Source organism: Saccharopolyspora endophytica (assembly GCF_018070075.1).
GTDB classification, from domain to species: Bacteria; Actinomycetota; Actinomycetes; order Mycobacteriales; family Pseudonocardiaceae; genus Saccharopolyspora; species Saccharopolyspora endophytica.
The window spans coordinates 1-13206 of sequence record NZ_JAGPXE010000017.1 but is presented as its reverse complement, the minus strand read 5'-3'; the positions used below and the strand labels follow the sequence as shown (position 1 = coordinate 13206).

The window sequence follows — 13206 nt, the reverse complement described above, 5'->3', positions numbered from 1 at the left end:
CCTCACCGGCTTCCCGCCTCGATGGCGGCGGTGTTGTGCGCGCGCACGGAGGCCACGTCCGGCTTCATGATCTGCCGGTCGTAGGTGAGGAAACCGTTGACCTCGTTCTCCACGTCGGTGGTCTGCGTGTAGATCGCCGCCGACAGGCCGTTGGCCCCGATGATGCGCGCCAGCTCGTCGCTGACCTCGCCGTAGCGCTGGGTCAGCTGCTCCCTGCTCTCGGTCATCTCGTACGCGCTGGGCTCGCCCGGCCACAGGTGGCCCTCCTCGGCCAGGCCCAGCCCGCCGTACTCGCCGTCCACGATCGCCCGGCCGTCCTTCACCGTCGGCGCACCGGGACCCACGTAGGTGTGGTCGTCGTAGATGTCGCCCGCGCCGCTGTCGGGCAGCGAGTAGCAGCAGTTCACCCCGCTGGAGGGGTTGATCAACCGGGTCGGGTCGGTGCGCCGGGTCAGATCGGTGATCTCGGCGGTGTCGAACTCACCCCAGCCCTCGTTGAACGGCACCCACGCCACGATCGAGGTCGAACTCCGCAGCTGGTCGATGATGTCGACCCACTCGGCGCGGTAGTGGGCCTTCATCTCCTCCGACGGAGGCGGGCTGTCCTCCGGCGGGATGGCCAGGTCGATCGGCAGCGACGGCATGTCCTGCCAGACCATCAAGCCGAGCCTGTCGGCCCAGTAGTACCAGCGCGCCGGTTCGACCTTGACGTGCTTGCGGACCATGTTGAAGCCCAGTTCCTTGGTCTTGTCCAGGTCGAAGCGCAGCGCCTCGTCGGTCGGCGCGGTGTAGATGCCGTCCGGCCAGTAGCCCTGGTCCAGCGGACCGTGCTGGAACACGATCTTGCCGTTGAGCGCCATCCGCGGCCGGCCCTGCTCGTCGTTGACCAGGCCGGTCGTGCGCAGACCGGTGTAGCTGCCGACCTCGTCGAGCACGGCTCCGTCAGCGCCCAGCAGCCGCACCGTCAGGTCGTAGAGGTACGGGTCGTCGGGCGTCCACAGGTGCGGTTGCGGGACGTCCACGCGCACCGGCTCGCCGGCCGGGCCGCTGGTCCTGGTGACCTCGTTGCCCTCGGCGTCGCGCACCGCGACCTCGACCTGCTCGCCGTTGTCGGCGGCGGCGTTGCCGGTGATGCCGAAACCGGTCAGGTCCGGGGTGATGTCCAGCCCGGTGATGTGCGCCGGGGCGACGGGTTCGAGCCAGACGGTCTGCCAGATGCCGGAGGCGCCGGTGTAGAGGATGCCCCCGGGGTCGTTGCGCTGCTTGCCCACCGGGTAGGGCTGGGTCTCGTTGCCGTCGGAGACGGCGACGGTGAGCCGCTGCGGCGCACCGGGTTCGACGGCGTCGGTGATGTCGGCGGAGAAGGCGGTGTAGCCGCCTTCGTGCACGGCGACCTGCTTGCCGTTGACCGAGACCTCCGCGCGCTGGTCGACGGCGCCGAAGTGCAGGATCAGCCGCTGGCCGGACCAGTCGGCGGGCACGTCGAAGATGCGCTCGTAGAGCATCTGGTCGTCGTGGCGCTGCACGCCCGAAAGACCGGACTCCGGCGGGTAGGGGACGAGGATCTGCTCGGTGGCGTTGTCGCCGCCGGTGTAGTCCCAGAGGCCGTTGAGGTTCAGCCAGCGCTCGCGGGTCAGCTGCGGGCGCGGGTACTCGGGCAGGGCGTTGTCGGGGCCGACCTGGTCGGTCCACGGCGTGGTCAGCGGTGGTGCCTGGGGTTGCCAGGCCGGTTCGGGTGCGGCCATCGAAGCGGGTACTCCGGAGAAGGTGAGCAGGACGGCGGTGGCAATCGTTGTGACAGGTCGGAACACGGTGTCCTCCTTGACGCCGGAAATTCCGAAAGAAAATCACCAGTAATCAACAACAATGACCACAACCGCACGAGGAGTCAACGCCGACGAGCCAGGACCCGCACATCGGAGCAATCGCCTCGGCTCGTCGGAGTGGCCGAGCCCGTCGTGGACATGGTCCACTTCTTTCCCCGGCAGCGCAGCCGAGGCGAAAGGGGGACCGGGGTGTTCGGCGAAGCGACGGCGAGTGCGCCTGGTGAGACGTTCCGGACCGCACGCGACTACCTGCTGCGGCATCGCGAGGACTACGACGTGGCGAGGCAGGGGTTCAGCTGGCCTCGCTTCGAGGAGTTCAACTGGGCGCTGGAGTGGTTCGACACCATCGCCGAGCGCCGCCCGGACGCGCTGGCGCTGTGGATCGTCGAGGCCGCGGGCGGCGAGCGCAAGATCACCTTCGCGGAGATGACCCGCCGCTCCAACCAGGTCGCCAACTGGTTGCGCGGGCTCGGCGTCGCCCGCGGCGACCGGCTGATCCTGATGCTGGGCAACCAGGTCGAGCTGTGGGAGACGATCCTGGCCGCGATGAAGCTGGGCGCGGTGATCATCCCCGCGACCCCGCTGCTGGGTTCGGCGGACCTGCGCGACCGGGTGGACCGCGGCCGGGCGCGGCACGTGGTGACCACATCGGACGACGCGGCGAAATTCACCGACGTTCCGGGCGATTACACCCGCATCGCCGTCGGGTCCATCGTGGAGGGATGGCACTCCTACGCCGAAAGCGAGGGATCGGATCCGGGTTTCACCCCCGATGCGGCGACCCGCGCCGAGGACCCGATGCTGCTGTACTTCACCTCGGGAACCACGGCGAAGCCGAAACTCGTGCAACACACCCACGTCTCGTACCCCGTGGGGCATCTGTCCACGATGTACTGGATCGGCCTGGAACCCGGGGACGTCCACCTCAACATCTCCTCGCCGGGGTGGGCCAAGCACGCCTGGAGCAACGTCTTCGCGCCGTGGAACGCCGAGGCGACGGTGTTCATCTACAACTACTCGCGCTTCGACCCGGCCGGGCTGCTGGAGCAGATGCAGCGCTGCGCGATCACCAGCTTCTGCGCGCCGCCGACGGTGTGGCGGATGCTCATCCAAGCCGATCTCGGCTCGCTGAGCACCCCGCCGGCGAAGGTCGTCGGGGCCGGTGAACCGCTGAACCCGGAGATCATCGAGCAGGTGCGCCGGGCCTGGGGCGTGACCATCCGCGACGGGTTCGGCCAGACCGAGACCAGCGTCCAGGTCGCCAACACCCCTGGTCAGCAGGTGCGGCCGGGATCGATGGGCCGGGCGTTGCCCGGTTTCGACGTGGTCCTGCTGGACCCGGCGACGGGGGAGGAGGCCGACGAGGGCGAGATCTGCCTGGCCCTGCAGCCCCGGCCGGTGGGCCTGATGACCGGCTACGCCGACGACACCGACCGCACCGACGAGGTCACCCGCGGCGGTCACTACCACACCGGGGACGTCGGATCCCGGGACGCGGACGGCTACATCACCTACGTCGGGCGCACCGACGACGTGTTCAAGGCCTCCGACTACCGGATCTCACCGTTCGAGCTGGAGAGCGTCCTGCTGGAGCACGACGCGGTCGCCGAGGCGGCGGTGGTGCCGGCGCCGGACGACCTGCGGTTGTCGGTGCCCAAGGCCTACGTGGTGCTCGCCGCCGGTCACGAGCCCGACGAGCGCACGGCCGAGTCCGTCCTGCGGTTCGCCAGGGAGAACCTCGCGCCGTACAAGCGCGTGCGGAGGCTGGAGTTCTACGAACTTCCCAAGACCATCTCCGGCAAGATCCGGCGGGTGGAGCTGCGAGGCAGGGAGAGCGATTTGCACGATTCGGGGGAGCGCGCGCGGGGTGAGTACCGCGATGAGGACTTCCCCGGCCTCAGGAGCTGACTGAGGGCCGCTGGCGCCGTGATCCGGCCCGGGTTCGCTCCCGGTCCGGACGGTGTCGGCGCCGCCCGGGGCGCTGGATCGGTTCGGCGTTGCCAGGGCGGATGCACCGATTGACGGATAGTCCTGAAAAAGCTATGGCGCTGCGGACCGGAAAGCCGTAACATCCGTGCTCCGCTCTTCGATGCAAGGGTTACGGGGAGCAAAAAGTCAACCGCCGCATCGGCTATTCACAAAATCTTTGTCGATCGGAACTCTTGATATAGCGCAAACATTGTGCTATATCGGGCGCGCGTTAGTGTACATCTTCCGGTGTTTTATTGCACTCGCGTGATCGTTATCGACCTCAAAATGATCTCCAATATCCCCTGGTGGTCGCGCATTTTTTCACCCAGGGTGACAATGGGAATCACGCATTCATCGCATTGCGGTGATTACCGTCACACGTTTGTACGCTTGCTTCGTGATCTCCTTCGCCTAGGTTGGTTAAGCGACGCACGGAAATGCGTCACGCCGGTTGGCAAGGGTGCCGACCGAGTGCGATCGGCGTTGGTGCTGCGGCCTTGAGCATTTTCTCGGCTGCCCGCGCCGGTCGGAGGTGTTGCCTTTTTTCGCAGTGGCGACCCGCACGGCCGCGAGACGACATGCTCGTGGCACGGATTTGCGCATGCCTGAAGTGCGTGGGCTGGCGCATGACCAACGTGAGTGGTGGGAGTGAAAATGGCCAAGAGCGTGGACGACTTGACTTCTGACGAGGCTGGTTCGCCTGACACGGCCGATCTCGTGGCGCGTGAAGAGCAGGTTTTCGGCGAAAATCCGTTGGAAGTCCGCGAGTCGGACCACTACACCCACGAGTACGTCGGTGGATTCGTGGAGAAGTGGGATGATCTGATCGACTGGAAGAAGCGCTACGAGAGCGAGGGCAGCTTCTTCATCGACCAGCTCAAGGCTCGTGGAGTCAAGTCCGTCCTGGATGTGGCCACCGGAACCGGGTTCCACTCGGTCCGGCTGCTGGAGGAGGGCTTCGAGGCCGTCTCCGCCGACGGCAGCCCGCAGATGCTGGCCAAAGCATTCCAGAACGGGCTCGAGTACGGCGGGCACATTCTGCGCGTCGTGCACGCCGACTGGCGCTGGCTGAATCGTGACGTCCACGGCGAATACGACGCGATCATTTGCCTCGGGAACTCGTTCACGCACCTGTTCTCGGAGCGGGATCGGCGCAAGACCCTGGCCGAGTTCTACGCCATGCTGAAGCACGACGGCGTTCTGATCATCGATCAGCGGAATTACGACTCAATTCTGGACGACGGATTCAGCTCGAAGCACACCTATTACTACGCGGGTGAGGACGTTTCCGCCGAGCCGGATTACGTCGACGAGGGTCTGGCGAGGTTCAAGTACACCTTCCCGGACAAATCTGAATTCTTCCTGAACATGTACCCGTTGCGGAAGAATTACGTCCGCCGCCTCATGCGCGAGGTCGGGTTCCAGCGGATCGACACCTACGGCGACTTCCAGGAGACCTACCAGGAAGGCGAGCCGGACTTCTACATCCACGTCGCGGAGAAGAAGTACGTCGAGGAAGACGATCTCGCCGACGTCTACTCGACCGCGGTGCACACCGCCCGCGATTACTACAACTCCGAAGACGCGGACAATTTCTACTACCACGTCTGGGGCGGCAACGACATTCACGTCGGCCTCTACGAGACCCCGGACCAGGACATCGACACCGCCTCCCGGCGCACCGTCGAGCGGATGGCCTCCAAGGTCGACATCACCCCGGATACCAAGATCCTCGACATCGGCGCGGGCTACGGCGGCGCGGCCCGCTACCTGGCCAAGACCTACGGCTGCAAGGTCTCCTGCCTGAACCTCTCCGAGGTGGAGAACGCCCGGAACGTCGAGTTCAACCGGGCCGCGGGGCTCGACGAGCTCATCGAGGTCAAGGACGGCTCCTTCGAGGACATCCCGTTCCAGGACAACGCCTTCGACATCGTCTGGTCGCAGGACGCGATCCTGCACAGCGGCGACCGCCCGCGCGTGCTGGAGGAGGTCAGCCGAGTCCTCAAGCCGACCGGGTCGTTCCTGTTCACCGACCCGATGGCGGCCGATTCCGCCAAGCGCTCGGAGCTCGGCCCGATCCTCGATCGGCTGAGCCTGGACACGATGGGGTCGCCCGGCTTCTACCGCCGTGAGCTGGCCCGACTGGGTCTGCAGACCTTCGAGTTCGACGACCTGACCGAGTACCTGGCCATCCACTACGGCCGAGTCCTGCAGGAGCTGGAATCGCGAGAGGGTGATCTTGCCGACAAGATCAGTGACGCCTACCGCACCAAGATGAAGACCGGCCTCAAGAACTGGGTGTCGGGGGGCAAGGCGGGGAACCTCGCGTGGGGCATCATTCACGCCCGAGTCTAGGTCCCCCCGGTAAATAACTTGACTACCGTACGCAAGGATCAAAGCTGCAAAGCTTGTGAGGTGAGGAGCAGTCGTGAGTGAGATCAACCGCCGGTTGTTCACCAGTGAGTCGGTGACCGAGGGCCACCCGGACAAGATGTGCGACGCGATCAGCGACTCGATCCTGGACGCGATGCTGGCCCAGGACCCGGCTTCGCGCGTCGCCGTGGAGACCCTGGTCACCACCGGCCAGGTGCACGTCGCCGGCGAGGTCACCACGAAGGCCTACGTGGACATCCCGACCCTGGTCCGCGAGAAGGTCCTGGAGATCGGTTACGACTCGTCGGTGAAGGGCTTCGACGGCGCTTCCTGCGGCGTGAACGTGGCCATCGGTCAGCAGTCCCCGGACATCGCCCAGGGTGTCGACGAGGCGCACGAGAAGCGCGTCGAGGGCAGCGAGGACGAGATCGCCAAGCAGGGCGCCGGCGACCAGGGCCTGATGTTCGGCTACGCCTGCAACGACACCGACGAGCTGGCGCCGCTGCCGATCACGCTGGCGCACCGCATGTCGCGTCGCCTGACCAACGTCCGCAAGGACGGCACGCTGCCGTACCTGCGCGCCGACGGCAAGACCCAGGTGACCATCGAGTACGCCGGTGACCAGGCCGTTCGCCTGGACACCGTGGTGCTCTCGACCCAGCACGCCGAGGAGATCGACCTCGACGGCCAGCTGGTCGGCGACATCCAGAAGCACGTCATCGCGCCGGAGCTGGAGCGGGCCGGTCTGGACTCGGGCGACGCCCGCGTGCTGATCAACCCGACCGGTCGCTTCGTCGTCGGTGGCCCCATGGGTGACGCCGGTCTGACCGGCCGCAAGATCATCGTCGACACCTACGGCGGCATGGCCCGCCACGGTGGTGGCGCCTTCTCGGGCAAGGACCCGTCGAAGGTCGACCGCTCCGCGGCCTACGCCATGCGCTGGGTGGCCAAGAACGCGGTCGCCGCCGGTCTGGCCGGCCGCATCGAGGTCCAGGTCGCCTACGCGATCGGCAAGGCCGCCCCGGTCGGGCTGTTCGTGGAGACCTTCGGCACCGAGAACGTCGACCCGGTCAAGATCCAGGCCGCGGTCAACGAGGTCTTCGACCTGCGCCCCGGCGCCATCGTCCGTGACCTCGACCTCCTTCGGCCCATCTACGCCCCGACCGCGGCTTACGGTCACTTCGGGCGCAGCGACGTCGACCTGCCGTGGGAGAAGACCGACCGCGCCGAGGCTCTCAAGAGCGCTGCCGGTCTGTAAGAGCGGAACGGCGAACGCAGCGGTGCCGACCGGCACCTGAGGCGACCCTCCTGCCCCCGGACGCCTCGACGGATGCATGTCAATGCACGACGTCGAGGCGTCCTCGCAGGAGAACCGGCCTCCGGGTCCGCGACGGTGCACGCTGCAGGTGGCCAGGCGAGCGGCGAACGCGCCGCCTGCCTCGGCCGCGTGCCATTCCACGTGTCCTCCGGGCACTACCGACGAAGCTGTCGCAGGCTGCGGGGCGCCGCCCGCATGGGGAATTCCCCGCAGCCTGCCCTGGTGAAGGAGTTATTGAAGTGCGGATTGCGGTGACCGGTTCGATCGCCACCGACCACCTGATGTCCTACCCCGGTAGGTTCACCGACCAGCTCGTGGCCGACCGGCTGGAGCAGGTCTCGCTGTCGTTCCTGGTGGACGAGCTGGAGGTGCGTCGCGGCGGCATCGCCGGCAACATCACCTTCGGCCTCGGCAAGCTGGGCGTGACCTCGACGCTGGTGGGCGCCGTCGGGCAGGACTTCAACGACTATCGCGCGTGGCTGGACCGGCACGGCGTGGACACCGAGTCCGTGCACGTTTCGGAGACCAAGCACACGGCGCGCTTCCTGTGCACGACCGACACCGATCTCAACCAGATCGCCTCGTTCTACGCCGGTGCGATGGCCGAGGCCCGTGAGATCGAGCTCAAGCCCGTCGCCGACCGCCTCGGTGGTCTCGACATCGTCGTCATCTCGGCCAACGACCCCGAGGCGATGGTGCGCCACACCGAGGAGTGCCGGGACCGCGGCTACGACTTCCTCGCCGACCCGGGCCAGCAGCTGGCCCGCATGGAAGGCGAGGACATCCGTAAACTCGTGGACGGCGCGCAGTACCTGTTCACCAACGAGTACGAGCACGGCCTCCTGCTGCAGAGCACCGGCTGGACCAAGGACGACGTCCTGGGCCGCGTCGGCAAGTGGGTCACCTCGCTCGGCGCGAAGGGCGTCCAGGTCGAGGCCAAGGGCGAGCCGACGCTGCTGGTCGAGCCCCCGAAGGAGAAGCAGAAGGGCGACCCGACCGGTGTGGGCGACGCGCTTCGCGCCGGCTTCCTCGCGGGCCTCAAGGGCGGCCTGGGCCTGGAGCGCTCGCTGCAGCTGGGCTGCACGCTGGCGACCGTGTCGCTGGAGACCGACGGCCCGCAGGAATACGACGTCGAGCGGGATTCGTTCCTGGCTCGCATCGCCGAGGCCTACGGCGACGAGGCTGCCGCCGAGGTCGGGCCGAAGCTGCGCTGACGAACGGGGAGTAGCGGCATGTCAGACCACGATCCCAGCGGGTTCCTGTCCGCCATCGACGAGCGCGTGCTCGTCGCCGATGGCGGCATGGGAACCGCGTTGCAAGCCTACGACCTCAGCTTGGACGACTTCGCCAACCTGGAGGGCTGCAACGAGATCCTCAACGTGACCCGGCCCGACGTGGTGACCTCGATCTACCGGGGTTACCTCGAAGCGGGCTCGGACGCGATCGAGACCAACACCTTCGGCGCCAACTGGGCCAACCTGGCCGAGTACGACATCCCGGAGCGCATCCGGGAGCTGGCCGAGGTGGGCTCGCGACTGGCCCGGGAGGCCGCCGACGAGTTCTCCACGCCGGACCGCAAGCGGTTCGTGCTGGGCTCGATGGGGCCGGGCACCAAGCTGCCCACCCTGGGTCACGCCCCCTACGCGAAGCTGCGCGACGCCTACTACGAGCAGGCGCTGGGCATGCTCGACGGCGGTATCGACGTCTTCCTGGTCGAGACCTCGCAGGACCTGCTGCAGACCAAGGCCTCGATCGTGGGCGCCAAGCGCGCGATGGCCCAGACGGGCCAGAAGCTGCCGGTCATCGCGCAGGTCACGGTGGAGACCACCGGCACGATGCTGGTCGGTTCCGAGATCGGCGCGGCGCTGACCGCGCTGGAACCGCTCGGCATCGACCTGATCGGCATGAACTGCGCGACGGGGCCGGCCGAGATGAGCGAGCACCTGCGGGTGCTGGCCCAGAACTCGCGCATCCCGCTGTCGGTGATGCCCAACGCCGGCCTCCCGGAGCTGGGTCCCAACGGTGCGGTGTACCCGCTGCAGCCGGAGGAGCTGGCCGAGGCGCTGTCGGGCTTCGTGCGCGACTACGGCGCACGGCTGGTCGGTGGCTGCTGCGGCACCACCAACGACCACGTCCGCGCGGTGGCCGAGGCCGTGGGCGGCACCACCCCCACCCAGCGCACGCCGGAGATCATCCCGTCGGTGTCCTCGGTGTACCAGAGCGTCCCGTTCGAGCAGGACGCCTCGATCCTCAACGTCGGTGAGCGCACCAACGCCAACGGGTCCAAGGCGTTCCGCGAGGCGATGCTCGAGGAGCGCTACGAGGACTGCGTCGAGATCGCCAAGGCCCAGACCCGCGAGGGCGCGCACATGCTCGACCTGTGCGTGGACTACGTGGGCCGCGACGGCACGCACGACATGCGGGAGCTGGCCTCGCGGCTGGCCACCGCCTCGACGTTGCCGATCATGGTCGACTCCACCGAGCCCGACGTGATCGAGGCCGGTCTGGAGCACCTGGGCGGGCGCTGCGCGGTCAACTCGGTCAACTACGAGGACGGCACCGAACCGGGCGGCCGGTTCCACCGGGTCATGGAGATGGTCCGCGAGCACGGTGCGACCGTCGTGGTCACCTGCATCGACGAGGAAGGCCAGGCGCGCACCAGGGACTGGAAGCTGCGCGTCGCCGAGCGGATGATCGAGGACCTGACCACCAACTGGGGTCTGGACGAGTCCGCGATCATCATCGACTGCCTGGTCTTCCCGATCACCACCGGTCAGGAAGAGGTCCGCAAGGACGCCATCGAGACGATCGAGGCCATCAAGGAGCTCAAGAAGCGCCACCCGGCCGTGCAGACCACCTTGGGTCTGTCCAACGTGTCCTTCGGGCTGAACCCGGCCGCGCGCCAGGTTCTCAACTCGGTGTTCCTCAACGAGTGCCGCGAGGCCGGGCTGGACTCGGCGATCGTGAACTCCTCGAAGATCCTGCCGATGAACAAGATCGACGAGGAGCCGCGCAAGGTCGCCCTGGACCTGGTCTACGACCGGCGCGATGGCGAGTACGACCCGCTGCAGAAGCTCATGGAGCTCTTCGAGGGTCAGACCGCCAAGTCCTCCAGCGCCTCGCGCGCCGAGGAGCTGGCCAAGCTCCCGCTGTTCGAGCGCCTGCAGAAGCGGATCATCGACGGTGAGCGCAACGGCCTCGAGGACGACCTCGAAGCCGGCATGCAGGAGAAGGCCCCGCTGCAGATCATCAACGAGGACCTGCTCGGCGGCATGAAGGTCGTCGGTGACCTCTTCGGCTCCGGCCAGATGCAGCTGCCGTTCGTGCTGCAGTCGGCCGAGGTCATGAAGGCGGCGGTGGCCTACCTCGAACCGCACATGGAGAAGGACGACTCCGGCGGCAAGGGCAAGCTGCTGCTGGCCACCGTCAAGGGCGACGTCCACGACATCGGCAAGAACCTGGTCGACATCATCGTCTCCAACAACGGCTACGACGTGGTCAACATCGGCATCAAGCAGCCGATCAACGCCATCATCGAGGCCGCCGAGGAGCACAAGGTCGACGCGATCGGCATGTCCGGTCTGCTGGTGAAGTCCACCGTGATCATGAAGGACAACCTGCAGGAGATGAACTCCCGCGGGATCTCCGACAAGTACCCGGTGATGCTCGGTGGCGCGGCGCTGACCCGCTCCTTCGTGGAGCAGGACCTCGACGAGGTCTACGAGGGCGACGTCCGCTACGCCAAGGACGCCTTCGAGGGCCTGCACCTGATGGACCGCCTGATGGCCATCAAGCGCGGTGACTCCCCGGAGGAGGACGCCGAGGAGGAGGCCAAGAAGGCCGAGCGCAAGGAACGTCGCGCGCGTTCCCAGCGCATCGCCGAGAAGCGCAAGGCCGAGGCCGGTGACGAGCCGGGCTACGACGACACGACGCGGTCCGACGTGGCCGCCGACGTCGAGGTCCCCACGCCGCCGTTCTGGGGCTCGAAGGTGGTCAAGGGAGTCGCGGTCAACGACTACCTGCAGCTGCTGGACGAGCGGGCCACGTTCTTCGGCCAGTGGGGCCTGCGCGGCGCCAAGAAGGGCGAAGGCGCCACCTACGAGGAACTCGTCGAGACCGAGGGCCGGCCGCGACTGCGCCATTGGATCGACGAGCTGTCCACGCAGGGCATCCTGCAGCACGCGGCGGTGGTCTACGGCTACTTCCCGTGCGTCACCGAGGGCAACCACCTCGTCGTGCTGGACAAGGAGGAGCCCGACGCCCAGGAGCGGCACCGGTTCTTCTTCCCCCGGCAGAAGCGCGACCGCCGGCTGTGCCTGGCCGACTTCTTCCGCACGCGGGAGCAGGCCGAGCAGACCGGGCAGGTCGACGTTCTGCCGATCCAGCTGGTGACCATGGGCCAGCCGATCGCCGACTTCGCCAACGAGCTGTTCGCCAAGAACGCCTACCGGGACTACCTGGAGGTGCACGGCATGGGCGTGCAGCTCACCGAGGCGCTGGCCGAGTACTGGCACCGCCGCGTGCGGCGCGAGATGGCCTGGGCCAACGGCGGCAACGTCGCGCAGGAAGACCCCTCCGACGTGCGGGAGTTCTTCAAGCTCGGTTACCGGGGCGCCCGCTACTCCTTCGGGTACGGCGCGTGCCCGGACATCGAGGACCGGGCCAAGCTCGTCGACCTGCTGGAGGCGGAGCGGATCGGCGTCGTGCTCTCGGAGGAGTTCCAGCTGCACCCCGAGCAGTCCACGGACGCGATCATCGCCCACCACCCGGAAGCCAAGTACTTCAACACCTGATTCCGCTGTCCATCAGCTGCTGATCAGAAAGAAACAGAAGGGAAGTCATGAGCGTCAAGTTGCAGAAGGTCAACGGCCTCGAGTTCGCCGTGAAGGACCTGGGCCTGGCCGAGGCCGGCCGGCACCAGATCCGGTTGGCCGAGCACGAGATGCCGGGTCTGATGGCCACGCGGAAGGAATACGCGGCTTCGCAGCCGTTGAAGGGCGCCCGCATCGCGGGTTCGCTGCACATGACGGTGCAGACTGCGGTGCTGATCGAGACGCTGGTCGCGCTGGGTGCTGAGGTGCGGTGGGTGTCGTGCAACATCTTCTCCACCCAGGACGAGGCCGCTGCCGCGGTCGTGGTGGGCAAGGGCACCCCGGAAGCCCCGGCCGGTGTCCCGGTCTTCGCGTGGAAGGGCGAGACGCTGGAGGACTACTGGTGGTGCACCGACCAGTTGTGGGACTTCGGTGACGGCAAGGTCGCCAACATGATCCTCGACGATGGTGGCGACGCGACGCTGCTGGTCCACAAGGGTGTGGAGTTCGAGGCCGCGGGTGCGGTGCCGCAGCCGAGCGCGGATGACCCGGAGGAGTTCAAGGTCGTTCTGGAGACCCTGCGCAAGTCCGTGGCGGCGGACAAGCAGCGGTTCACGAAGCTGGCCGCGGAGATCAAGGGTGTCACGGAGGAGACCACCACGGGTGTTCACAAGCTCTACGAGCTGGTGAAGTCCGACGGTCTGCTGTTCCCGGCGATCAACGTCAACGACTCGGTGACGAAGTCGAAGTTCGACAACAAGTACGGCTGCCGGCACTCGCTGGTGGATGGCATCAACCGCGCCACGGATGTGCTCATCGGTGGCAAGGTCGCGGTGATCTGTGGTTTCGGTGATGTGGGTAAGGGTTCGGCGGAGTCGCTGCGGGGTCAGGGTGCCCGGGTGATCGT

7 protein-coding genes are annotated in these 13206 nt (G+C 67.1%); 6 read left to right on the top strand and 1 reads right to left on the bottom strand.

Translation table 11 applies throughout. The annotated features are described in order from the left end of the window. Positions 1 to 2: 2 nt before the first annotated feature. A complete protein-coding gene (locus tag KBO27_RS29520) occupies positions 3 to 1745 on the bottom strand; it encodes a glycoside hydrolase family 2 protein (RefSeq protein WP_210973259.1) in 1743 nt (580 codons plus the stop codon). A gap of 219 nt (positions 1746 to 1964) precedes the next feature. On the opposite strand from KBO27_RS29520, the gene KBO27_RS29515 reads away from it, so the two are divergent. From KBO27_RS29515 to KBO27_RS29490, 6 genes are all read left to right on the top strand, one after another. Beyond that, positions 1965 to 3734, top strand: a complete 1770-nt coding sequence (locus KBO27_RS29515) for an AMP-binding protein (protein ID WP_210973258.1) — start codon at positions 1965 to 1967, stop codon at positions 3732 to 3734. A 717-nt stretch (positions 3735 to 4451) separates the two neighbouring features. Then, complete coding sequence (locus KBO27_RS29510) at positions 4452 to 6152, top strand: glycine/sarcosine N-methyltransferase (protein ID WP_210973132.1); 1701 nt, start codon at positions 4452 to 4454, stop codon at positions 6150 to 6152. Between the two features lie 73 nt (positions 6153 to 6225). After that, positions 6226 to 7428: a methionine adenosyltransferase gene (gene metK / locus KBO27_RS29505; RefSeq protein WP_132676344.1), complete on the top strand. Its 1203-nt coding sequence runs from the start codon at positions 6226 to 6228 to the stop codon at positions 7426 to 7428. 299 nt (positions 7429 to 7727) lie between these two features. Further along, the gene (locus tag KBO27_RS29500) at positions 7728 to 8702 is read left to right on the top strand and encodes a PfkB family carbohydrate kinase (RefSeq protein WP_210973131.1); all 975 of its coding nucleotides are present in this window, start codon (positions 7728 to 7730) and stop codon (positions 8700 to 8702) included. Positions 8703 to 8720: 18 nt separating this feature from the next. Continuing rightward, positions 8721 to 12281, top strand: a complete 3561-nt coding sequence (gene metH / locus KBO27_RS29495) for a methionine synthase (protein WP_210973130.1) — start codon at positions 8721 to 8723, stop codon at positions 12279 to 12281. A 47-nt stretch (positions 12282 to 12328) separates the two neighbouring features. Then, positions 12329 to 13206: adenosylhomocysteinase (locus tag KBO27_RS29490; protein ID WP_210973129.1), on the top strand; the 878-nt coding region annotated here is incomplete at its 3' end.